17 protein-coding genes and 1 tRNA gene are annotated in these 22905 nt (G+C 69.9%); 5 read left to right on the top strand and 13 right to left on the bottom strand.

What is annotated here, in order from left to right:
• Positions 1–196: 196 nt before the first annotated feature.
• The 4 genes from K0O62_RS08400 to K0O62_RS08385 all read right to left on the bottom strand — a co-directional run bounded on the left by K0O62_RS08400 (position 197) and on the right by K0O62_RS08385 (position 6065).
• Positions 197–270, bottom strand: a tRNA-Met gene (locus K0O62_RS08400).
• A gap of 63 nt (positions 271–333) precedes the next feature.
• Positions 334–1719 (bottom strand): FAD-binding oxidoreductase, encoded by a 1386-nt coding sequence (locus K0O62_RS08395; RefSeq protein ID WP_073857816.1) that lies wholly within the window; start codon positions 1717–1719, stop codon positions 334–336.
• Positions 1720–1923: 204 nt separating this feature from the next.
• Positions 1924–4923 (bottom strand): UPF0182 family protein, encoded by a 3000-nt coding sequence (locus tag K0O62_RS08390; RefSeq protein WP_097934042.1) that lies wholly within the window; start codon positions 4921–4923, stop codon positions 1924–1926.
• Between the two features lie 101 nt (positions 4924–5024).
• Positions 5025–6065, bottom strand: a complete 1041-nt coding sequence (locus K0O62_RS08385) for a YlbL family protein (RefSeq protein WP_073857812.1) — start codon at positions 6063–6065, stop codon at positions 5025–5027.
• An 81-nt stretch (positions 6066–6146) separates the two neighbouring features.
• On the opposite strand from K0O62_RS08385, the gene K0O62_RS08380 reads away from it, so the two are divergent.
• The 3 genes from K0O62_RS08380 to K0O62_RS08370 are packed head-to-tail and all read left to right on the top strand — an operon-like array spanning position 6147 to position 9745.
• Entirely contained in the window at positions 6147–7496 is a 1350-nt protein-coding gene (locus K0O62_RS08380; protein WP_073857810.1) for a zinc-dependent metalloprotease, read from the top strand.
• 35 nt (positions 7497–7531) lie between these two features.
• Entirely contained in the window at positions 7532–8377 is an 846-nt protein-coding gene (locus tag K0O62_RS08375) for a bacteriocin biosynthesis cyclodehydratase domain-containing protein (RefSeq protein ID WP_073857808.1), read from the top strand.
• A gap of 42 nt (positions 8378–8419) precedes the next feature.
• Positions 8420–9745, top strand: coding sequence for a macrolide-binding ATPase MABP-1 (locus K0O62_RS08370; RefSeq protein ID WP_073857806.1), 1326 nt, complete (start codon positions 8420–8422; stop codon positions 9743–9745).
• 79 nt (positions 9746–9824) lie between these two features.
• Here K0O62_RS08370 and K0O62_RS08365 read toward each other — a convergent pair whose 3' ends face one another.
• The 4 genes from K0O62_RS08365 to K0O62_RS08350 all read right to left on the bottom strand — a co-directional run bounded on the left by K0O62_RS08365 (position 9825) and on the right by K0O62_RS08350 (position 13470).
• On the bottom strand, positions 9825–10103 hold the full coding sequence (locus tag K0O62_RS08365; protein WP_073857804.1) for a WhiB family transcriptional regulator: 279 nt from the start codon (positions 10101–10103) through the stop codon (positions 9825–9827).
• A gap of 143 nt (positions 10104–10246) precedes the next feature.
• Entirely contained in the window at positions 10247–10420 is a 174-nt protein-coding gene (locus K0O62_RS08360; protein WP_165637009.1) for a hypothetical protein, read from the bottom strand.
• Positions 10421–10591: 171 nt separating this feature from the next.
• The gene (locus K0O62_RS08355) at positions 10592–12691 is read right to left on the bottom strand and encodes an ATP-dependent DNA helicase UvrD2 (protein ID WP_372512865.1); all 2100 of its coding nucleotides are present in this window, start codon (positions 12689–12691) and stop codon (positions 10592–10594) included.
• 26 nt (positions 12692–12717) lie between these two features.
• Entirely contained in the window at positions 12718–13470 is a 753-nt protein-coding gene (locus K0O62_RS08350; RefSeq protein WP_073857908.1) for an SDR family oxidoreductase, read from the bottom strand.
• Between the two features lie 97 nt (positions 13471–13567).
• Between K0O62_RS08350 and mrx1 the strand changes: the two genes are divergently transcribed.
• Entirely contained in the window at positions 13568–13810 is a 243-nt protein-coding gene (gene mrx1 / locus K0O62_RS08345) for a mycoredoxin (RefSeq protein WP_205870632.1), read from the top strand.
• Here the strand turns inward: mrx1 and K0O62_RS08340 are convergent.
• The 3 genes from K0O62_RS08340 to K0O62_RS08330 are packed head-to-tail and all read right to left on the bottom strand — an operon-like array spanning position 13807 to position 16082.
• Positions 13807–14025: a hypothetical protein gene (locus K0O62_RS08340; RefSeq protein WP_073857802.1), complete on the bottom strand. Its 219-nt coding sequence runs from the start codon at positions 14023–14025 to the stop codon at positions 13807–13809. The genes mrx1 and K0O62_RS08340 overlap by 4 nt on opposite strands.
• 2 nt (positions 14026–14027) lie before the next feature.
• Positions 14028–14951 (bottom strand): NAD(+) diphosphatase, encoded by a 924-nt coding sequence (gene nudC / locus K0O62_RS08335; protein ID WP_073857801.1) that lies wholly within the window; start codon positions 14949–14951, stop codon positions 14028–14030.
• 39 nt (positions 14952–14990) lie between these two features.
• A complete protein-coding gene (locus tag K0O62_RS08330; RefSeq protein ID WP_073857800.1) occupies positions 14991–16082 on the bottom strand; it encodes a potassium channel family protein in 1092 nt (363 codons plus the stop codon).
• A gap of 42 nt (positions 16083–16124) precedes the next feature.
• Here K0O62_RS08330 and K0O62_RS08325 point away from each other — a divergent pair, with 42 nt between their 5' ends.
• The gene (locus K0O62_RS08325) at positions 16125–16520 is read left to right on the top strand and encodes a DoxX family protein (RefSeq protein WP_073857799.1); all 396 of its coding nucleotides are present in this window, start codon (positions 16125–16127) and stop codon (positions 16518–16520) included.
• Here the strand turns inward: K0O62_RS08325 and K0O62_RS08320 are convergent.
• The gene (locus K0O62_RS08320; protein ID WP_079244262.1) at positions 16505–19846 is read right to left on the bottom strand and encodes an ATP-dependent helicase; all 3342 of its coding nucleotides are present in this window, start codon (positions 19844–19846) and stop codon (positions 16505–16507) included. The genes K0O62_RS08325 and K0O62_RS08320 overlap by 16 nt on opposite strands.
• A complete protein-coding gene (locus K0O62_RS08315) occupies positions 19786–22902 on the bottom strand; it encodes an ATP-dependent helicase (RefSeq protein ID WP_073857797.1) in 3117 nt (1038 codons plus the stop codon). Before K0O62_RS08315 ends, K0O62_RS08320 begins: the two co-directional genes overlap by 61 nt.
• Between the last annotated feature and the right edge of the window lie 3 nt (positions 22903–22905).

Raw genomic sequence — 22905 nt, 5'->3', positions numbered from 1 at the left:
TCGTTCCGTCGAAGGTTCCTGTGTGCCGTGCTCGTGGTTCCGATCATGAAATCACCGACCGCGCCTGAACTTCTTGGCCGATCGTATGGGAAATGGGCCCGCTCTTTATCCGGTTCGACAGAGCGCCCGGGGGTGGGGTGCCACCAAGGCAATGAAAACGGCCCCCGGAGAAATCTCCGGGGGCCGTTCTACCTAGTAGCGGGGACAGGATTCGAACCTGCGACCTCTGGGTTATGAGCCCAGCGAGCTACCGAGCTGCTCCACCCCGCGTCGGGTAAGGACAACATTACCCAAGGGGACGCAAGGCGCCAAATCGGGTGCTCAGAGCCGTTTTTAGGCGGAAAACCGGACCGCTTGACCGGTCTTGAGAACGCCTGCCGGGTCATATCGGTCGGCCAGCGTGGCCAGCCAGTGCCGGGTGTCCTCGTCGTACACCCGCGCCATCCGCGCCGCATCCGCGGCGGGCGCGAAGTTGGGCAGCAGACCGCCGGTGGACCACGGCTGCAGGGCACGCGCCAATGCACGGGCCTGTGCCGGCACCAATTCCGCGGCCGGCCCCATCGGCACCCCGATGGTCGTCACCGCATAGGCGGCCTGGCGGTTGCAGAACGCGCTGGAATGCTCTGCCTGGCGGGCCATCGCACCGCCGAGCAACCGCACCTCCACGACTGTCTGCACCGACGCCGAACCCGGGCCCGCGGCGGCCAGCAGGATATCGACTGCCTCGGAACCGAATTCACCCAACAGCACCTGCCCCTCGTGGCACGGCATCGGATCCACCGGGTCGGCATGCACCGCACCGATCGCCGCATACGGCAGCACACCGACGGTGTCCAGGATCGGCATCGCCGCCTCCCGGATCGGCGCCAGAAGCGCTGCGCCCTCCGCGAAATCGTCCAGCGCGGTGTAGCGCACCGCCACCGTGAGCCGGCCGGCCAACGGCTCGGGGACCCCCGGCAACGGCGGCAACTGCTGGAGGGCAATGGAGGTGTTGATGGTCTCCGGCAGGCTCAGGCTCCACTCCTGCCAGGTACGCAACACCGCAGGAGCATCGACGCCGTCGAAATACAAGGCACCGCCGTAGAACTCGGAGACGGGCAGCAGCTCGAACTCCATCGCGGTGACGATGCCGAGCGTGGACTTGCCCCCACGCAGACCCCAGAACAGATCGGGATGCGCCTCCGGTGTCACATGCAGCAACTCCCCGGTGCCGGTCACCAGATCGAAGGAACGCACGTAGTCCGAGGACACGCCGACACTGCGGACCAGCGGGCCGACCCCACCGCCGGTGAGGAATCCGACCACACCCACCGACGGCGAGGAACCGCACAGCGGGGCGAGCCCGTGCGGGGCGGCGGCGTCGAGGACGTGCTGCCACCGCGCACCCGCGCCCACCCGGGCGACCCGGGTCTGCAGATCCACCACGCAGTCGGTCATCGCGCCGGTCTGCACCAGGATCGCGTCCTCGCCGACCGGGACGGCGCCGTGACCGGTCGCCTGCACCGCCACCTTCAGACCGTGCGCCGCGGCGAAGCGCACCGCCTCGGCGACATGGTGCGCCGAGGTCGCGAACACCACCGCCGCCGGCCGCACCGGCACGGCCACATTCCACGGTGTGCAGCGTTCGTAGCCGGGCTCGCCGGGCAGCGCCACCAGGGCGCTGACGTGGTCGGGCAGCGTCGACAGCGCGCGCTCGTCGACAGATTCGGCCAGGGTCATCGAGGGTCCTTCCGGGCAGAGTTGACTCATTTGAGTCAAGACTCCCCGGGACCACTTGGCGTCCTCTTGTAACCGACCACAAGTGGACCTACCTCGCCGCGAACGTGCGCTGAATCAGGTTCGGGTGCGGCGTGTCCACCGCAGACCCGCACGCTCGCGGCGAGGGAAGGTTACTTGGCCTGCCTATCGGGCCAATCCGCTTCGCTACTTAGCCTCGCGATACTTGTTCATCGCGTCGTCGAGGCGCTGCAGCGCCTCACCGAACTCGGCGAAGTTGCCGCCGGTCTGCGCCTGCTGCATGTTGTCCAGCGCGGCGTTGACCTCTGCCAGCGCAGCGGCCTTCGCACCCGAGAGCTCCACGGGCCCGGACGGGACCGCGGCAGCCGGCGGCGGCGCGGCGGGCGCGGTGCCCTGCTGCGGTACAGCCTGCGGGTTGGCCGTGGACTGGGCGGGCGGCCGCGCGGCCGGCTGCCCGGGCGCGGGCGCGGGACCCGTGGCCGTGGCACCCGCTCCGGCGCCGAAGATCTCATCCAGCGCGTCGCGGACCGTCGGGCCGTAACCGACCTTGTCGTTGTACATCATCGCCACGCGGATCAGACGCGGGTAGGACGAGGCCGCGTCGCTGCTGCCCGGCGATGCGTAGATCGGTGCCACGTAGAGCAATCCGCCGTTGCCGATCGGCAGCGTGAGCAGGTTGCCCCACCGGATGCGGTTCTGGCCGTCACGACCGATCTGACCCAACTCGGTGGAGACCGCGGTGTCGGTACTGATGGCGTTGAAGGCCAGCTTCGGACCGTTGACCTGACCGGGCACGGTCAGCACCGTGAGCTTGCCGTAGGTGTCCGGATCAGAGCTCGCACTGATGTAGGCCGCCAGGAAGTCTCGGCGGATCCAGTTCATCGCGCTGGTCAGCTGGAACGAGGCCGAGCCGTTCTGCTCCACCAGATCCTGCGCGACGATGTAGTACGGCGGCTGGAAACTGCTGGCCGTCGGGTTGGGATCCAGTGGCACGTCCCAGAAGTCGGCGTTGGTGAAGAACTTCACCGGATCGTCGACGTGGTACTTGGCCAGCAGCGCGCGCTGCACCTTGAACAGGTCCTCCGGGTAGCGCAGGTGGGCCTGCAGATCCTCGGAGATCTCGGACTTGGGCTTCACCGTGCCGGGGAACACCGACATCCACGCCTTCAGGACCGGATCGTCCTCGTCCTGCGCGTACAGCGTGACGGTGCCGTCATAGGCGTCGACGGTGGCCTTCACCGAGTTGCGGATGTAGGACACCTGCTTGTCCAGCAGCAGCCGGTTGACCGCCACCTCGTTGGAGTCGATGGTGGCGCTCGACAGCGTGGTGAGCTCGGAGTACGGGTAGTTGTCCAGCGTGGTGTAGCCGTCGACGATCCACACCATCCGCTTGTTGACGATCGCCGGGTACATGCCGTTGTCGGTGTCCAGCCAGGGCGCCACCGCCTCGACCCGCTTCGCCGGATCACGGTTGAACAGCAGCTTGCTGTTCTCGCCGATCACGTTGGACAGTAGGAAGTTCCGCTCGGCGAACTTCGCCGCGAACACACCGCGGGCGAACCAGTTGCCGATCGGCACGCCGCCACTGCCCTGATAGGTGTAGTTCTTGGTCTCGGTGTTGGTCTCGTAGTCGTACTCACGGTCGACGTCACCGTTCTTGCCGACGATCGCGTAATCGTCGGTCGCGCTGGCGATCACCGGGCCGAAGTAGATGCGCGGCTGGTCCAGCGGAGCCGGGCCCGGGGAGACCACGGTGCCGTTGGCGCCGACCACACTGGCCAGGAACTCCGGGTAACCGCCGTTCTGGTTCGGATCGTTGGCGATGCCGCGCACGGTGTTGGCAGGCGAGGCGACGAACCCGTTGCCGTGCGTGTACACCGTGTGCCGGTTGATCCAGTCCCGCTGGTTGTCGATCAGCCGGTCCGGGTTGAGTTCACGGGCGGCCACCACGTAGTCGCGGATCTGACCGTCCGGCCCGACGTAGCGGTCCATCGAGAGCTGGTCGGGGAAGTTGTAGAAGTTCTTGCCCTGCTGGAACTGGGTGAACGCCGGGCTGACGATCGTCGGGTCCAGCAGACGGATGTTCGAGGTGGTGGCCCGGTCGGCGGCGACCTGCTGGGCCGTGGCCGCGGCATCACCGCTGTAGTCGCGGTAGCTGACCACATCATCGGTCAACCCGTAGGCGTGTCTGGTCGCCGCGATACTGCGGCTGATGTACTCGCTCTCCTTCTGCGCGGCATTCGGCTTGACGCTGAACTGCTCGACGATCAGCGGCCAGCCCGCACCCACCACCAGAGAGGACAGCAGCAGCAGCACCAGGCCGATGGCCGGGATCCGCAGATCCCGCAGCACCAGCGCGGAGAACACCGCCACCGCGCAGATCACCGCGATGGCCAGCAGGATCAGCTTGGCGGGCAGCACCGCGTTGATGTCGGTGTAGCCGGCACCGGTGAACGGCTTTCCGGCGCGGGTGTTGCTCAGCAGTTCATAACGGTCCAGCCAGTAGGCGACCGCCTTGAGCAGCACCAGGGTGCCGGCCAGCGCGATCAACTGGATACGGGCGGCCCGGCTGAGCGCGCCGGTGCGACCGGACAACCGGATACCGCCGAACAGGTAGTGGCCCAACAGGTTCGCGACGAAAGCCAGGAACACCGCCACGAACAGGTAGGTCAGCACCAGCCGGTAGAAGGGCAACTGGAAGGCGTAGAAGCCGAGGTCGATCCCGAACTGCGGGTCGGTGATCCCGAACTCACCGCCGTGCAGGAACAGCTGCACCTGCGGCCAGTAGCTCTGCGCCACGATCCCGGCCAGCAGGCCGATGAACGCCGGGATGCCGATGCCGAACAGCCGCAGCCGGCTCATCACGGTGGTCCGGTAGCGGGCCACCGGGTCGTTGGGCCCGGCGGTCGGCACGAACACCGGGCGGGTGCGGTAGGCCAGCGTCATCGCGCCGAACACCACCGCGGCGATCAACAACGCCACCACCAGGAACAGCACGATGCGGGTGAACAGCACCGTGGTGAACACCGAGCGATAGCCGAGTTCGCCGAAGAACAACCAGTCGACATAGCCGTCGATGAAGCGTGGCCCCACCAACAACAGCAGGACAACAGCTACCGCGACGCCGATGAGAACCCGGCTCCGACCTGTCAGCTGCGGCATTCTCGCCGCGGGCCGCATACCCAACTCTTCAACTCCAGTCCGTGGTACGTGGCCCCAACCAATCCGATCCGGGTCGAGCTGCCACAACTTGCCCCAACTCTACGCAGTGCCTGCCAAGGAATCTCTCAGCATGTCGGGGGTTCGCCGCCGGCGGAGATCGCGTTCAGCGCGTCCACGGCGGTGGTCAGCGTGTCCACCTTCACCAACTGCAGGCCATCCTCGTGCGCGGTGAGTGCTTCCGAGCAGTTGTCGGCGGGCACCATGAACACCGTCGCCCCGGCATCGCGGGCGGCCACCATCTTGTGGGTGATACCGCCGATGGAGCCGACCTTGCCGTCGGCGTCGATGGTGCCGGTGCCGGCGACGAACTTGCCGTCGTTGAGTTCCCCGGTGGTCAGCTTGTCGATCACCGCCAGGCTGAACATCAGGCCGGCCGACGGCCCGCCGATGTTGGCCAGGTTGAACTCGATCTCGAACGGGGCCCACGGCGCATCGAGCACGCCGACCCCCAAAAAGCCCTGCTCCCCCTCGGGATGCTCGCCCAGGGTGATGGTGGTGGTGCCCATCGGACCGTTCTTGCGGCGGTAGTCGATGACGATCTGTTCGCCGGGGCGGGTGGCCTTCACGATGTCCTGGAACGCCTTGAGGTCGGGCACCTCGATGTTGTTCACCATGTCGATGGCGTCGCCGCGCTCCAACTTGCCCGCCGAGGGCCCCTTCTCGTCGACCGACTCGACGGTGACGGCCTTCGGGTACTTCAGATAGGACAGCGCCGCGAACTCGGCGTCGTCCTCGGAGCGCTTGAAGTCCGCGGAGTTGCTCTTGTCGATGTCGTCCTTGGACTTGTCCGGCGGATAGACCAGCTCGCGCGGGACCAGTTGGTCGCGCCCCGACATCCACAGCACCATCGCCTGCCCGAGGGTCAGCCCGTCGCGCTGCGACACCGTGGTCATGTTCAGGTGCCCCGACGTCGGGTGGGTGATGTCCCCGGCCACCCCGTCGGTGCTCTTGATGTCGACGACCGGCTTGCCGTTCACCTCGCCGAGGGTGTCGAACGTCGGACCCGGCCCCAGCGCGACGAAGGGAACCGTCACCACCGAGAGCAGCAACCCGAATGCCAGGATGGGCACCAGCGCGACCACCAGCGTCAAAATCCGCCTGTTCACGCCGCCCACAGTAGAGCGCGTTCACCCACAGCGTGACCCGCGGCCCCACCGGCCCTTCCCTCGGTGGGTACCGTTGACGGCATGGCTGACCTGCCCTTCGGCTTCTCCCCAGGAGATGACCCGGATCCGGACAAACGCAAGAAAGATCCCTCCGGGGACCCGTTCGGGATGGGCGGTGGAAATTTCGACATGTCCGACCTCGGACAGATCTTCACCCGGCTCGGCGAGATGTTCAGCGGTGCAGGCAGTATGGCCGCCGGCGGCCAGCAGACCGGCCCGGTGAACTACGACCTGGCCCGCCAGTTGGCATCGAGCGCCATCGGATTCGTCGCCCCGATACCGGAGTCGACCAGCAGCGCCATCGCCGATGCGGTGCGCCTGGCCGAGACCTGGCTCGACGGCGCCACCCCGCTGCCGGCCGGGGCCACCCGCACCGCGGCCTGGACGCCGACCGACTGGATCGACAACACCCTGGACACCTGGAAGCGGTTGTGCGACCCGGTGGCCGAACAGATCTCCACGGTGTGGGCCTCGGCGCTGCCCGCGGAGGCTCAGGCGATGGCCGGCCCGCTGCTGGCGATGATGTCGCAGATGGGCGGCATGGCCTTCGGCAGCCAACTCGGCCAGGCCCTGGGCAAGCTCTCCAAGGAGGTACTCACCTCCACCGACATCGGATTACCGCTGGGCCCCAAGGGTGTTGCCGCGCTGATGCCCGAGGCCGTCGACGCGCTGACCGAGGGCCTGGAGCAGTCCCGCAGTGAGGTGCTGACCTTCCTGGCCGCGCGCGAGGCTGCCCACCACCGGTTGTTCAGCCACGTGCCGTGGCTGTCGAGCCAGCTGCTCAGTGCGGTCGAGGCGTTCGCCAAGGGCATGAAGATCGACATGGCCGGCATCGAAGATCTGGCGCAGGGTTTCAACCCGGCGTCGATGGCCGACCCGGCCGCCATGGAACAGCTGCTCAGCCAGGGCATGTTCGAACCCAAGGCCACCCCGGAGCAGACCGCCGCACTGGAGCGCTTGGAGACCATGCTGGCGCTCATCGAGGGCTGGGTGCAGACCGTGGTGACCGCCGCGCTCGGGGACCGGCTGCCCGGCACCGCGGCGCTGAGCGAGACGCTGCGACGCCGCCGCGCCACCGGCGGCCCGGCCGAGCAGACCTTCGCCACCCTGGTCGGCCTGGAGCTGCGGCCCCGCAAGATGCGCGAGGCGGCGGCGCTGTGGGAGAAGCTCACCGACGCGGTCGGCGCGGACGCCCGCGACGCGGTCTGGCAGCACCCCGATCTGCTCCCCGGCGCCGAGGATCTCGACGAGCCGGCCGCGTTCATCGACCGGGTGCTCGGCGGGGACACCAGCGGGATCGATCAGGCGCTGGCCGACCTGGAGAAGAACGAGGGCACCGACGGCAAGCCCGAAGGCCCTGTGGATAACTGAGGCGGGCCGCGCGCCGGCCGTGACACAGTCATGGCATGCGGCGCTACGCACTCAACCCGGCGATGCCGGTGTTGTTGCGCCCGGACGGCAGCGTGCAGATCGGCTGGGATCCGCGGCGCGCGGTGCAGGTGCACCCGCCGGCCGGACTCACCTGTGCGGCGCTGGCCGGCCTGCTGCGTTCCCTGCAGGCCCCGGCCACGGCCGACGAGTTCGCCGACCGCGCGCAGGGTCTGGGGCTGAGCGCGGACGCCGTCGCGGATCTGCTGGACACCCTGGTGTCCACCGGGGCGGTGACGACGGCACCGGTGCGTCCGGCCGCGCGGTCGGTGTCGGTGCGCATCCACGGCCGGGGACCGCTGTCGGACCTGCTGGCCGGGGCGCTGCGCTGCTCGGGGACCCGGGTGAGCCGCAGCAACCGGCGGCACGCGGTGGTGACGGCCGAGCACACCGATCTGGTGGTGCTGGCCGACACGCTGGTCAGCGATCCACGGGTACTGCGCGATCTGCACGCCGCGCGGGTGCCGCATCTGCCGGTCCGGGTGCGCGACGGCACCGGCCTGGTCGGGCCGCTGGTGATTCCCGGCGTCACGTCCTGTCTGTCGTGTGCGGACCTGCACCGCAGCGACCGCGACGCGGCCTGGCCGGCGCTGGCCGCCCAGCTTCGCCACGCGGTGACCACCGCCGACCGGGCGACCGTGCTCGGCACCGCGGCGCTGGCGCTCACGCAGGTGAACCTGGTGGTCCGGGCGATGCGCGACGCCCCCGCCGGCACCGACGCCGGGTCCGCCCCGATGACGTTGGACACCACCGTGGAGTTCGATGTCGGCACCGGATCGGTGGTCACCCGGCGCTGGTCGCGGCACCCCGCGTGTGCCTGCTGACATCAGATGTTGCCAGTTCGTTGCAGCTAGTTCAGCCGCGTCATGGATGATGGATGGGTGTCTGAAATCAAACGGCGCAGCGTTTCCCGTAACGCGAAGCTGGCCACCCTGCCCGTCGGGTTTGCTGGACGAGCCGCTCTGGGCTTCGGCAAACGACTGGCCGGTAAATCCAAGGACGATGTCACCGCGGAGCTGATGGACAAGGCCGCCCAGCAGCTGTTCACCGTTCTGGGTGAACTCAAGGGCGGGGCCATGAAGGTCGGCCAAGCACTGTCGGTGATGGAAGCCGCCATCCCCGAGCAGTACGGCAAGCCCTACCGGGAGGCGCTGACCAAGCTGCAGCGAGAGGCTCCCCCGCTGCCGGCGGCCAAGGTGCACCGCGTGCTGGACGGCCAGCTCGGCACCAAGTGGCGGGAACGGTTCCTGTCCTTCGATGACAAGCCGATCGCGTCGGCGAGCATCGGGCAGGTCCACAAGGCCGTCTGGGCGGATGGCCGCGAGGTCGCGGTCAAGATCCAGTACCCGGGCGCCGATGAGGCGCTGCGCGCCGATCTGAAGACCATCCAGCGTCTGACCGGCGTGTTCAAACAGCTCGCCCCCGGCGCCGATATCGAGGCCGTGGTCGCCGAGCTGATCGAGCGCACCGAGATGGAACTGGATTACCGGCTCGAAGCCGACAACCAGCGCGCCTTCGCCAAGGCCTACGAGAACGACCCGCATTTCGCGGTGCCGCACATCGTGGCCAGTGCACCCAAGGTGGTGATCGCCGAGTGGATGGACGGCATCCCGATGTCGGTGATCATCCGGGAGGGCACCCCCGAACAGCGCGATCTGATGGGCACCCGGCTCACCGAGCTGACCTTCGGCGCCCCCAAGCGCCTGGAGATGATGCACGGCGACGCGCATCCCGGGAACTTCATGCTGTTGCCCGACGGCCGGATGGGTGTCATCGACTTCGGGGCGGTCGCCCCGCTGCCCGGCGGATTCCCGGACTCGCTGGGCAAATGTATCCGGCTGGCCCGGGACAAGGACTACGACGCACTGCTGCCGGTGATGGAAGAGGCCGGGTTCATCCAGAAGGGTGAGCAGGTGTCGGTCGAGGAAATCGACGACATGCTGCGCCAGTACGTGGAGCCGGTACAGACCGAGGTGTTCCACTACACCCGGCGCTGGATTCAGCGGATGGCCGCCGGCCAGATGGACAACTCGGTGGCGCAGATCAAGATGGCCCGCCAGCTGGATCTGCCGGCGAACCTGGCCATCCCGCTGCGGGTGATCGCGTCGACCATCGCGATCTGCTGCCAGCTCGATGCCCACGTTCCGGTGAAAGCCATTGCCACCGAACTGGTTCCGGGCTTCACCGGCTAGCCGGTTCCGCGCCGAGACTACGGGCGGTGGCGGGTTGACGTTGCGATCCGGCCACCACCCGTAGTCTCGCGTGCCCTCATCACGCCGCCCGGCCTTCGCGGCCGTGCTTGCGCGGACGCCCCCGTGGCCGCTTGCGCGCCACGATCGTTCCGCGTTCGAGGATCTCGCCGCCCCAAACACCCCATGGCTCTTGCCTTTCCAGGGCTTCGTCGAGGCACAGACTGCGGATCGGGCAATCTGCGCACAGCGCCTTGGCCCGTTCGAGTTCGGTCGGGCTTTCGGCGAACCACAGGTCGGGATCGGCCTCGTGGCACGGCACCGCGGGCAGTGAACGTTGCAGGCATGCCTGGACGGACATGTCGTTCCCTACTTCCTGGTCGTTGATTCGGTGTCGGTGTATTGACCGGACCGGGCGACCAGAGTGTTCGGGTGTTCCGAAAGACAATGGCCACGGATCCGGTTGTCGCGGGTCCGTGGCCTTTTCGGCGGTGCTGGGGTTACCTAGGAGGTACCCCGTTTCACGGACGCAGGGATCGCGTTGCGGCGCTTATGCTGCGGCGCGGCGGCAGCGGGCGCCCAACCGGCTCGATGCATGGCGGGGATGATGCCGGCGGCACGGATGGGCAGCGGCATGGCGCCGACGTTTACGCCGTACTGCATGGTGATGATCGCCATGATGCCGAGTCTCCTCCCGTGTCGATGTAGCCGACCGCTCGTGCCAGCCGAAAGTTGCGCATAACGTGCGTTCTTGAGGCTAGAGCCTAACAGGCAAAACCCGCAAGCAATTTTCTGACCAGCGGTTTTGGCGGTATTTGTGCGATACATGGCCGAATTCGCCGGGTTGGTTCAGGACCGGGCTTTCACCAGTGCCAGCACATCCGGGCCGTACTGCTCCAGCTTGCGGGCACCGATGCCGGGAATGGCGACCAGCGCCGCCGCATCCACCGGCAGGGTTTCGGCGATGGCGATCAAGGTGTTGTCGGTGAACACCACGAACGCCGGCACCTTCATCTCCTGGGAGACGCGCAGCCGCCAGTCCTTGAGTTCGGCCAGCAGTTCGGTGTCGATGTCGGACGGACAGCTCTCGCACCGGCGCAGCATGATCGCGGTCGGACTGTTCAGTGCGCCGTTGCAGACCCGGCACCGCGGTGCCGCACCGCGGGCGCGCTTGGGCCGGGCCGGACCGGCATCCGAGGAGGATTGCGGCGCCACGCCGTTGAGGAAGCGGGAGGGCCGCCGGCTCTGCCTGCCGCCGGGGGCGCGGGCCAGCGCCCAGCTCAAGGTCAGGTGCACCCGTGCACGGGTGACGCCGACGTAGAGCAGTCGACGCTCCTCCTCCACCGCCTCGCTGTCGGGGCCGTGGGCCAGGGCGTGCGAGATCGGCATGGTGCCGTCGGCCAGTCCGACCAGGAAGACCGCATCCCATTCCAGGCCCTTGGCCGCGTGCAGCGAGGCCAGCGTCACGCCTTGCACGACCGGCGGGTGACGGGAGTCGGCGCGCTGACGCAGCTCGCCGAGCAGGGTCGGCAGGTCCAGCGAAGGTCGTTGCGCCACTTCGTCGTCCACGAGTGCGGCGAGCGCGGCCAGCGCCTCCCAGCGTTCACGGGCCTTGGTGCCCGCCGGGGGTTCCTCGGTCAGCCCCAACGGTTCCAGCAGGATCCGGACCAGATCCGGAAGCGAATCGTGGGGATGATCGACATTGCGCTGCAACGCGATCAACGCCTGCCGGATCTCCTGCCGGCTGAAGAAGCCCTCACCACCACGCACCTGGAATGCGATACCGGCTTCGGTGAGCGCCTCTTCGTACGCCTCGGATTGCGCGTTGATCCGGTAGAGCACCGCGATTTCGGATGCCGGCGTTCCGGATTCGATGAGCTCCTTGACCTTCTTGGCGACGCCGGCGGCCTCGGCCACCTCGTCGGGATAATCGGCGAAGGACGGTTTGGGCCCCGGCGGGCGCTGGCCGATCAGGTGCAGTTTGCTGCCGGCCATCCGGCCGCGGGCTGCCGCGATCACCCGGTTGGCCAGCGACACCACCTCGGGCGTGGACCGGTAGTCGCGTTCCAGCCGCACCACGGTCGCCTCCGGGAACCGGCGGGAGAAATCCAGCAGGAACTTCGGGGTGGCCCCGGTGAACGAGTAGATGGTCTGGTTGGCGTCCCCCACCACGGTCAGGTCGTCACGCTGCCCGAGCCACGCGTTGAGCACCCGCTGCTGCAGCGGGGTGACGTCCTGGTATTCGTCGACCACGAAGCAGCGGTACCGGTCCCGGAACTCCTGCGCGACGGCCGGGTCGTTCTCGATCGCGGCCGCGGTGTGCAGCAGCAGATCGTCGAAGTCCAGCAGCGCGGTGCCGTCCCGGTGCGTCTTGAGCCGCTCGTAGTTGTTGTAGACCTTGGCGACGGTGCCCGCATCCATCGGGATGTCGCGGCGGGCCCGGGCGACCGCGTCGGCGTACTGCTCGGGGGTGATCAGCGACGCCTTGGCCCACTCGATCTCACCGGCGAGGTCGCGCACGTCATCGGTGCCGGCCTTGACGGCGGCCTTGTTGGCGGCCTGCGCCACCACCGAGAACTTGCTGTCGAGCAGCTGCCAGCCGGTGTCGCCGACCACCCGCGGCCAGAAGTACTGCAGCTGACGCCTCGCGGCGGCGTGGAAGGTGACGGCCTGCACCGCGGCGGTCGGCACCCCGGCCTGCTCACCGAGGGCGCGCAACCGGCTGCGCATCTCCCCGGCCGCCCGGGCGGTGAACGTCACCGCCAGCACCTGACCGGGCGCGACATGGCCGCCCACCACGAGGTGAGCGATGCGCCGGGTGATGGTGCGGGTCTTACCGGTGCCGGCGCCGGCCAGCACGCAGACCGGCCCGCGGGGCGCGAGGACGGCCTCGCGCTGTTCGTCGTCGAGGTCGCCGAGCAGACTGTCGACGGACGGCATGCCGTCCATCATGGCAGGAGCGTCCGACAGTCGTGTTACCGCTGCTGACTCAGCCACCGGTCGAAGGTCGTCGACGCCAGCCGCGCGTCCGGTCCCGGCAGCAGCGCATTGCCCGCCATCTCCAGACCGAACACCGACGACCAGGTCGGCACCAGCGTGACGGTGCGCCCGCGCGCGGTCAGGGTGCGCCGGGCCATGTCGACCAGATCCTGCGTCTCGGGGCCGGCGACGTCGGCGTGACGGCCCTGCGGGCGGCCCACCGCCACCTCGGCGAGCACCGCGGCGACATCGTCCGGGGCGATCGGCTGCACCAGCAGCGGCGCGATCTCCGCGGTCCCGTCGTGCTCGGTCCAGCCGACCACCATCTCGGCGAAATCGTGGAACTGGGTGGCCGGCACCACGGTCCAGGGCACCGGGCCTTCGGCGATCAGCCGTTCCTGTTCCCGCTTACCGGCGTAATGCGGATTGCCGTGGATGCCGTGGATGCCGTGGATGCCGACGATCGAGAGCAGCACGTGGTGGCCGACCCCGGCACGCTGCTCGGCGGCCAGCAGGTGGGCGGTGGCCGTGCCCAGATAGTCGACCGTCTGGTCCCGGGACTGCGGTGGCGCGCTGATGACGTCGATGACCGCGGCGACCCCGGTCAGTGCCTCGTCCAGGCCGGCTCCGGTGCACAGGTCCACCCCCGCGGACCGGCTGATCGGCACCACGTCGTGGCCGTGGGCGCCCAGGGCGGCCACGGTGCGCGACCCGATGTTCCCGGTGGCCCCGGCTACTGCGATCCGCATGCTCTCCCCCTTGATCCGTCCCTGCACCCAGAAGTCTCCTCGGGGTCTTCTAGGGTTTGTGGGGAATACGCACCGACGTCGATAGGTTGACCGCGCCATGAGCAACGCCCAGCTGACCATGTACACCACCACCTGGTGCGGATACTGCAATCGGCTCAAGACCGCACTCAGGGCCGAGGGCATCGCCTGGACCGAGGTCGATATCGAGGACGACCCGGCCGCCGCGGATTTCGTGGGCTCGGTCAACAACGGCAATCACGTGGTGCCCACGGTCAAGTTCGCCGACGGGTCCACCCTGACCAACCCGAACATCAAGCAGGTCAAGGCCAAGCTGGGTTAACGCTTCGCGCCGCCGTCGCCGCGCCGGATCCGGATGACGCCGGCGGCCACCGAGGCCACGCCGAGCGTCAGGAAAAGCGCCGCCATCACCAGGTAGACGATCCCGCCGTGGTTGGCGAAACCGGTGGCGCGGACCACGCCGACGATGATCGCGAGACTCCCGCCGGCGACGTACCAGCGCGCCTGCCTGACGGTTTCGGGTACGAGTGATTCCACGATCAGTCCTGCGCTGCCCAGGATTCGATGATCTCGCGGGCGATGGAGATGGAGCCCGGCAGCAGCAGCCGCGACGACGAAGTGCTGCTCCAGTCGCCGTGCTCGAGCGCCTCCCGGACCTCGGCCCGGGTGAACCACTGGGCCTCGGCGATCTCGCCGTCGTTGAACGCGAACGGTTGCTCCGGATCGCCGAGGGCGTGAAAGCCCACCATCAGCGATCGCGGGAACGGCCACGGCTGGCTGCCCAGATATTGCACATCGGTGACGTCGAGGCCGACCTCCTCGGCGATCTCGCGGACCACACAGGATTCGAAGGACTCCCCCGCCTCGACGAAGCCGGCCAGGATCGAGAACATCCGGTCCGGCCAGACGCCCTGGCGGGCCAGCACCGCACGGTCATGCCCGTCGTGCACCAGGCAGATGATGGCCGGATCGATCCGCGGGAACTCCTCGTGCCCGGTGACCGGGTTGAGCCGCGCCCAGCCCGCCTTGATCGAGGTGGTCGGTGACCCGTCGACCGGACTGAAGCCGGCGCTGTCGTGCCAGTTCAGCAGGGCCGTCGCGGTGGCCACGAGTTGCGCGCTGGCGTCGTCGAAGATGGAGCCGGCCCGGCGCAGGTCGAGCACCGAGGCCTCGACCGACGGATCCTCGGGTGCTTCCAGCGCGGCGCGGATCGCCCACACATGCCGGCCGTCGCCCAGCCGGCCCAGGAACACCGCGTGCTCGGGCGGCGCGTCACCCAGGCTGGTGGCGCGGCCGAGCACGACGCTGTCACCGGCGATCAACACCTGGTTGCGGCGGTCCACCCGCAGCACCAGCGCATCGGACCAGCCCGCGATGGCGGCGTCGATGTCGGTGCGCAGCGTGTCGGCGCGGTCGGCGCCGATGCGGGACAGCAGCGGAACATTGCGGAGCGTGAAACCCATCAGTGCTTCCTGTTCTTCGCGCAAGCGCTCATCGAAAAGTCACCGGTCTTCCTTCGAGCGGACGTAGAGCAGCCGGTCGGTCAGCTCCAGGGCGTCGACGCGTTCGTCGTCCACGCGCAGCAGCTGACCTTCGCGCACGACGCCCAGCACGATGTCGGTGAGGTGGCGTGGCGAACCGCCGGCCTCCTTGATGTCCACCGGTCGCTCGGCGATCGCGAACCCGGCGTCGGGGGTCAGCAGGTCTTCCATGATCTCCACGACGCTCGGGGTCTGGGTGGCCAGGCCCAGCAGCCGGCCCGCGGTCTCGGAGGTCACGACGGTGGTGGTCGCGCCGGACTGCTTCAGCAGGTGCTGGCCCTCCGATTCGCGGACCGCGGCGATGATGGTGGCGTTCGGGTTCAGCTCGCGGGCGGTCAGCGTGACCAGGACCGCGGTGTTGTCGTCATTGGCGGCCACGATGACCGACTTGGCGTGCTGGGTCGAGGCCAGCCGCAGGATCTCCGAATCGGTGGCGTTGCCCCGCACGGTGACCAGCCCGGCGTTCTTGGCGCGCTCGAGGGCGGCCGGATTGTTCTCGACCACCACGATGTCGGCGGGCGCGACGTCGTCGCCGATCATGGCCGCGACCGCGGTGCGGCCCTTGGTCCCGTAGCCGACGACGACGGTGTGGTTACGCACGCTTTTCCTCCAACGCTGGATCTTGAGGGCCTGCCGCGACTGGGTGGTCAGGGTTTCCACCGTGGTGCCGATCAGCACGATCAGGAACGCCACCCGCAGCGGGGTGATGACCAGGACGTTGACCAGTCGCGCGGAGGGGGTCACCGGGGTGATGTCGCCGTAGCCGGTGGTCGACAGCGACACCGTGGCGTAGTACAGGCAGTCCAGGAACGACAGCGGGTCATCCGGGTTCGGGGTGTCCCGGAGGTCGCGGTAGCCGTGCCGGTCCAGGTAGACGATCAGCACCGCGGCGAACAGCGCGCCGAGTGCGTAGAGGACCCGGCGGAAGATACGGCGGCCCGGGCTGACGAACTTCTCCGGGATGCTCAGTACGTCGACAAGGTCGGCGTCATGACGCGACGTGAGGTTCTGGTTGACCGCCGCCAACCTCCGGCGCAACCTACCTCTGGCCACGATTCACCAATCGGTGCGGGGTCGGCACGCCACAATGTAACCATGACAATGCCCCCAGCCGGAGATCAGCAACAGGCAAACGCGCGCCGCGCCGTCCGGATGGGCGGGCTGCTGGTCGGCATGGGCATCCTGCACTTCGTGGCGCCCAAGCCGTTCGACACCATCGTCCCGGCGGAACTGCCCGGCAGCGCACGGCTGTACACCCACGGCTCCGGAGTGGCCGAGGTCGCGGTCGGCACGGCACTGATCGTCCCGCGGACCCGCAAGCTCGGCGCGCTGGCCGCGATCGCGCTGTACCTCGGGGTGTTCCCGGCCAACGTCAACATGGTGCGGTTGTGGAAGAACAAGCCGGCCATCATGCGTGCCGGCCCGCTGGCCCGGCTGCCGCTGCAGATCCCGATGATCACCCAGGCCTACAGGGTCTATCGCACCTCCTGAGCGGGCGCGCCGTCTGCCGCGGCGGCGGTCAGGATGTCGGCCAGTTCCTCGGCGCCGGGCAGGTCCTCGGGCATGACGGTCACCCCGCTGCGCACGTAGTGGAACGCGGCCCGCACCGATTCGGGTCGGCAGCCCTGCAGGCCAGCCCACGCCAGCCGGTACACCGCGAGCTGAATGGCCGCGTGGCGCTGGGCTTCCGGGGTGCTCGGCGGCTCCCCGGTCTTCCAGTCGACCACCACCGCGCCGCCGTCCGGTTCGGCGAAGACGGCGTCGATGCGTCCGCGCACCACCGTGCCGCGTTGCGGATCGAGGATCATGTCGAAGGGCACCTCGACATCGGTCGGGGTGCGCGACGCCCACGGCGAGGCGGCGAACGACGCCTGCAGGTCGGCCAACGCCTCGGCGTGCGCGCGGCCGGCCTCACCGTCGACGGCACCGGGCAGATCCTCCAGGTCAAACAGCCGCTCGGCGTGGAAGTAGCGCTGCACCCATTCGTGGAACGCGGTGCCCAACAAGGCATGTGGTTCGGGACGCGCCGGCAGCCGGCGGCGCAGCCGGGCGACCGCCGCCGACGGATCCTTGCCCAGTTCGACCAGCGTGCTCACCGAGAGCTGCCCGGGCAGCCGGACCGGCGCCGGTTCGGCGACCCGTTCCCGTTCGGCGAGCAGTGCGTCGACGTCGGCCGCCCAGTTCTCCGGGTCCGCACCGGCACCGACGGCGCCGGCCGCCGCCCGCGCCACCAGTTCGGCGCCGCGTTCGATGTCGGCGTGCCGACCGCCGTCGGACCGGGTCGGCCAGACCGCCTCGACCACGGTGCCCCGCAACGGGTTCAGCTCCCCGTCGGGCGGATCGGGCGCCCATTCGTCGATGGTGCCGCAGAGTTGTCCGGCCTCGGCGGAGTCGTCGATGACCCGCTTGAGTTCGGTGAGGAACTCCGAGGGTCCGCGGGGTTTGGATTCGGTGGCGCCCCAGTGGTGCCCGGTCAGCAGCAGGGTGTCCTCGGAGCGGGTCAGTGCCACGTACAGCAGCCGGCGTTCCTCGTCGCCGCGACGCTGGGCGAGCACATCCTTGTGGTCACCGATCTTGTCGGCCAATGCCTTTCGGTCGTTGACGTCGGAGGTGTCCAGCACCGGGACGCCGTGCTCGGAGACCGTCACCCGGTCCCCGCGCAGCAGCGGCGGCAGGTCGCCGGCATCCGAGAGCCAGGTCCGCGCCATCGCGGTGGACGGAAACACCCGCCCGCTCAGGTGCGGTACCGCCACCAGTTGCCATTCCAGCCCCTTGGCGGCGTGCACCGTGAGGATCTGCACCCGGTCGGCCGACACCGTCACCTCGGCCGGAGCCAGACCGTTCTCCACGTCCGCGGCGGCATCCAGGTAGGCCAGCAGCCCGGCCGGTGAGCCGTCGGAGCGGGCCGTGAAGTCGGCCACCACGTCACCGAAGGCATCCAGATGTTCGGTTCCGCCCCAGCCGTTGGCGACCGGGCGCGCCGCGCGGACCTCCACGTCGACGCCGAGCACCCGCCGGACCTCGGCGACCAGATCGGGCAGCGGATGCGTGAGATGGGCACGCAGCGCGGTCAATTCGCGACCCAGCGCGACGATGCGGTGATAGCCCTCCTCGGAGTACCGGTCGGCCGGACCCGGATCGCAGATCGCGTCGGCCAGGCAGGCGGTGTCCGCATCCGGGGCGGCCTGGGCCGCGATGCGTTCCATCGTCCCCTGCTCGCCGGGCACCGGCACGTCGATGGCCACGGCGCGCTGCCACAGCGCCGTGATGTCGCGGGCGCCCAGGCGCAGCCGCGGACCGGTCAGCACCCGCATGGCCGCCGCCCCACCGGTCGGGTCGACCACCAGCCGCAGCATGGCGACCACGTCGGCGACCTCCGGGATCGCCAGCAGCCCGGCCAGTCCGACCACCTCCACCGGCACCCCGCGCGCGGTCAGCGCCTCCGCCATCGGCGCGGCGTCGGCGTTGCGCCGGACCAGGACCGCCGCCGTGGGCGGAGTCGGGTTCTCCAGGTAGCGCGCGGCGATCTGGTCGGCCACCCAATTACGCTCGGCTACAACATCGTTCAGCAGCGCTGCGCGGATGGTGCCCGGCTCGGCGTCCGGGCGGGGCAGCAGTTCCCGCACATTCACCGAGCGCCTGCGGGCCGCCTCAGACGTCGCGTTCGCCAGGTGCAGCACCTCGGGCGGGTTACGCCAACTGGTGCGCAGTTCCAGGGTCGGGGCGGGGCTGCCGTCGGCGAGCGGGAAATCGGTGACGAACCGCGGCAGGTTGGCCGCCGAGGCGCCGCGCCAGCCGTAGATCGACTGGATCGGGTCACCGACCGCGGTCAACGCCAGCTCGTCGTCGACCCCGCCGCCGAACAACGAGGACAACGCGATTCGCTGGGCGTGCCCGGTGTCCTGGTACTCGTCGAGCAGCACCACCCGGTAGCGCTGCCGCAGCTGGGCGCCGACCTGGGGCGCGGACATCGCCAGCCGGGCCGCCGCCGACATCTGGGCGCCGAAGTCCATCACCTTCTCCGCGCGCATGCGGCGGTGCAGCTCGTCGATGAGCGGCACCAGTTCGGTGCGTTCGGTCTGGGTGGCCAGCAGTTTGAGCAGCCACTGGGCGGGACCGCGGTCACGCTGGTTGCCGCCGGCGGGCAGGTGATGGATGAGCCGTTCCAGCTCGACGTGGGTGTCCAGCAGCGCCGCCGTGTCGACCAGATGCTCGGACAGCGCACCGGAGAGCCGGAGCACCAGCGCGGTGACCGCGGCCGGGGATTTGTCGGTGTCCAGCTCGCGCGGGTGCTCGCACACCACGCGGTAGGCCAGCTGCCACAACTCGGTCTCACCGATCAGCCGGGTGTCCGGCTCCACCGGCAGCAGCAACCCGTGATCGCGCAGCAGTGCACCGGCGAAGGCGTGGTAGGTGCTGATGGTGGGCGGGTCGTCAGTACCGATGTGCGAGCCGCGGACCTCGGCGCCGATCCCGGTGCCGGCCAGCCGGGCCAGCCGGGTGCGTACCCGGCGCAGCAGCTGCCCGGCGGCCTTGCGGGTGAACGTCAGGCCGAGGACCTCGCCGGGACGGGCGTAGCCGTTGGCGACCAGCCAGACCACCCGGGCCGCCATGGTCTCGGTCTTGCCGGCCCCGGCGCCGGCGATGACCACCAGCGGGCCGGGCGGGGCGGCGATCACCGCGGCCTGCTCGGCGGTCGGGGTGAACAGACCGAGCGCCTGGGCCAGGTCTTCGGGGCTGTACTGCTGCTGGACGATCACGTCGGGGTCTCCGGGTTCTGGGCGGGGCAGATGGCCCGTACCGGGCAGTGTCCGCATCCATCATTGACCCGGGCCACGAACTCCGGTCCCCGGGTGGCCGCCGCGGCCGCCACCACGGTGTCCTGCCACTGCTGCGCGGTCTCCGGGGTGAGCGCGTCCTGGGTGCGTTCGGTGACGCCCCCGGCGGTGCTCTTGCCCGGGTAGACCAGCAGCCCGCCGCCGGGCTCATCGCCTTCGGGCAGCACACCTTCGGCGACGGCCAACTGGTACATGGCCAGCTGGGCGTGGCGCTGGGCGTCGTCCTTGGTGGCCGGGCTCTTGCCGGTCTTGACGTCGACGATGACCAGGCGGTCGGCGTTGTCGCGTTCCAGCCGGTCGATGCGCCCCCGCACCCGCACCCCGGGCGCCACCATGCCGTCGACCGCGACTTCGGTGCCGACCTCGGTCAACTGCCCGCGGGTGGACTCGCGCCAGCGCGCGAAGGCGGCCAGCATCTCCCCGTGCCGGGCCAGCTCGTTGTCGGCGTACCACTGCGATTCGTACGGCATGGCCGCCCAGATCCGTTCCAGGTCGGCGAGCATCTGGCTCTCACTCTTCGCCGAGTCGGAGACGATGGCGTGCACCAACGACCCGACCGCCGAGCGCACATCGCGGCCGTCGCTACCGCCGTGGCGCTCCAGCAGCCAGCGCAACGAGCAGTCGGTCAGGGTCTGCAAGGTGGACGGCGACAGGGTGCTGACGTGATCCTCGCCCGACCACAGCGGCTCCGCGGTGGACGGCGTGGTGCGGGGATGCCACTGCGCCGGGTCCGCACCGGGCACGCCGGCGGCCGCCAGCCGCGCCAGTTGCGTCGCGGCGGTGGCTCTTTCGTCCTCATCGACCTCACCGTCGGGCGCGCACACCACCGCGCGCAGCCGCCCGACCAGCGCGGCCGGGGTCAGCACCCGGGGCTGGGGCAGCGGGGTCATCTGGCGATCCGGGTCGGCGTCGGGATCGGTGTCCGTGCTCAGGGCTGCCAGTTCGGCGCAGAACGGGGACGGCAGCAGTGCGGCGTCGCCGGTGTCGCTGTCCACGGCGGTCACCAGCAGTCGGTGCCGGGTGCGCCCCATCGCCGCGATCAGCAGTCGCCGTTCCTCGGCGAGCAGCGGCGCGCGGGTGGACAGCCGCGCCGTCGGGCCGGCCTCGGTGTCGACGACCCCGTCCAGGATGTCGACCAGATGCTGGGTGCCCAACACCCCGCCGCGCGGAACGGTGTTGGGCCACAACCCTTCCTGCAGACCGGCGAGGACCACGAAATCCCAGTCCCGTTCCAGGGCGGCGTGCGGGCTGCAGATCGCCACCGTGTCCGGGCGTTCCGGGTGGGCACCGGCGGGCGGCAGTTCCAGAGCGTCGACGTGGGCGACCAGACCGGTCAGCGTCGCCCCGGTGGTGTTGGTGACGTACTGGTCGGCGACGTCGAACAGCGCTGTCACCGCGGCCAGATCCCGTTCGGCGGCAACGCTTCCGGTCCCGCCACGATCGGCCAGGGTGACCCAGCGGCGCTGCAGGCCGCTGCGGTTCCAGGCCTGCCACAACGTGTGTCGCGGATCGTCGCCACCGCGGTGGCTCTGCCCGGCGGCACGCAGCACCGCCTGCACGCGTTGCAGGCAGCGGGCCAGATCGGCGGACAGATCGTCGGGGACACGCTGCACGGCCCGCACCAGCAGGGTGGAGAACTCGTCGCGCTGCCCCATCGTGCGGCGCAAGGCACGCCGCAGCTGCCGCAACGACACCGGGTCGACCCGGCCGATCGGGCCGGTGACCAGTTCCAGCGCGGCCGGACCGGTCAACCCGTTGGCGGTGGCGTCGAGCACGGTGAGCAGTGCGCGCACCGCGGGCTGCTGTGCCAGGCCCGGATCGGCGGGCGGCAGATCCACCGGGACCCCGGCGGCGGTCAGCGCCCGGCCCAGCGCCGCGCCGACCCGCGGCACCGACCGGACGATCACGGCCATCTGGGACCACGGCACCCCGTCGACGAGGTGGGCGCGCCGCAGCGAATCGGCGATCAGGGTGGCTTCGGCGTGCGCGGAGGCCGCGATCCGGACCGTCACCGAACCCCGGCGGCCGGAGGCTCCGGTGAATGCGCGCAGCCCTTCGTGGCCGGGCAGCCGGCGGGCGATGCCGGTGACCGCCTCGGCTACCGCCGCCGAGCAGCGGTGCGATTCGGTGAGCACGACCGCGGGGGTATCGGTGCGCAGTAGCGCGGGATCGCCGCCGCGGTAACCGAACACCGCCTGATCCGGATCGCCGGCGAGCACCGCCAGGTCGGCCCCGGCCGCCAGGACCCGTACCAGCAGCGCGGCCTGCGGATCGAGTTGCTGCGCGTCGTCGACCAGCAGCACCCGCACCCGGGCGCGTTCGGCGGCCAGCAGGGCAGGGTCCAGCGCGAAGGCGTCCAGCGCCGCACCGACCAGTTCGGCGGCGCCGAGCGCCGGCACGGTGGCCTGCGGCGCGGCCATGCCCACCGAGGACCGCAACAACATCACCTGCTCGTAGGTGGCGGCGAACCGGCCCGCGGCCACCCATTCCGGGCGACCCGACAGCTTGCCGAGGCGCTGCAGCGCCTGGGCGTCGACCCCGCGCTCGGCGCAGCGGGCCAACAGGTCCCGCAACTCGGTGGCGAACCCGGCGGTGCCCAGCGCCGGATGCAGTGGCAGCGGCCAGTTCTCGGCGCCGTCGGCCAGATCACCGGCGAGCAGCTCGCGGATGATGCCGTCCTGTTCGGCGCTGGTGATCAGCCGCGGCGGCGGATCGCCGTTGCGCTGCGCGGCCAGCCGCAGCACGGCGAACGCGTACGAGTGCACGGTGCGCACCACCGGCTCCTGGATCACCCCGCGAGACCCGGCGTTGAGCAGCGCGGCGGTGATCGCCGCGCGTGACTGCGCCCCGAGGCGCGCCGAGCCCGTCAGCAGCAGAACGGATTCCGGGTCCACCCCGGCGGCGATGTGCCCGACCGCGGTGTCGACCAGCAGCGTGCTCTTGCCCGTGCCGGCACCGCCGAGCACCCGCACCGTGCCACGCACACCCGGCCGGGTGAGCGCCTGCGGAGTCAGGTCGGTGTGCGGTGCGGACATGGA

This window comes from Mycolicibacterium diernhoferi, from assembly GCF_019456655.1.
Classification (GTDB): Bacteria; Actinomycetota; Actinomycetes; order Mycobacteriales; family Mycobacteriaceae; genus Mycobacterium; species Mycobacterium diernhoferi.
This window is presented reverse-complemented; position numbering and strand designations above follow the sequence as displayed.

What these genes read in the sequence shown, in the direction of transcription:
- K0O62_RS08325 (WP_073857799.1), top strand. Translation starts at nt 16,125, where the DNA reads ATGACAATGCCCCCAGCCGGAGATCAGCAACAGGCAAACGCGCGCCGC.
- K0O62_RS08375 (WP_073857808.1), top strand. Translation starts at nt 7,532, where the DNA reads ATGCGGCGCTACGCACTCAACCCGGCGATGCCGGTGTTGTTGCGCCCG.
- K0O62_RS08355 (WP_372512865.1), bottom strand. Translation starts at nt 12,691, where the DNA reads ATGGACGGCATGCCGTCCGTCGACAGTCTGCTCGGCGACCTCGACGAC.
- K0O62_RS08370 (WP_073857806.1), top strand. Translation starts at nt 8,420, where the DNA reads ATGGATGATGGATGGGTGTCTGAAATCAAACGGCGCAGCGTTTCCCGT.
- mrx1 (WP_205870632.1), top strand. Translation starts at nt 13,568, where the DNA reads ATGAGCAACGCCCAGCTGACCATGTACACCACCACCTGGTGCGGATAC.
- K0O62_RS08320 (WP_079244262.1), bottom strand. Translation starts at nt 19,846, where the DNA reads ATGCGGACACTGCCCGGTACGGGCCATCTGCCCCGCCCAGAACCCGGA.
- K0O62_RS08365 (WP_073857804.1), bottom strand. Translation starts at nt 10,103, where the DNA reads ATGTCCGTCCAGGCATGCCTGCAACGTTCACTGCCCGCGGTGCCGTGC.
- nudC (WP_073857801.1), bottom strand. Translation starts at nt 14,951, where the DNA reads ATGGGTTTCACGCTCCGCAATGTTCCGCTGCTGTCCCGCATCGGCGCC.
- K0O62_RS08360 (WP_165637009.1), bottom strand. Translation starts at nt 10,420, where the DNA reads ATGGCGATCATCACCATGCAGTACGGCGTAAACGTCGGCGCCATGCCG.
- K0O62_RS08380 (WP_073857810.1), top strand. Translation starts at nt 6,147, where the DNA reads ATGGCTGACCTGCCCTTCGGCTTCTCCCCAGGAGATGACCCGGATCCG.
- K0O62_RS08395 (WP_073857816.1), bottom strand. Translation starts at nt 1,719, where the DNA reads ATGACCCTGGCCGAATCTGTCGACGAGCGCGCGCTGTCGACGCTGCCC.
- K0O62_RS08315 (WP_073857797.1), bottom strand. Translation starts at nt 22,902, where the DNA reads ATGTCCGCACCGCACACCGACCTGACTCCGCAGGCGCTCACCCGGCCG.
- K0O62_RS08350 (WP_073857908.1), bottom strand. Translation starts at nt 13,470, where the DNA reads ATGCGGATCGCAGTAGCCGGGGCCACCGGGAACATCGGGTCGCGCACC.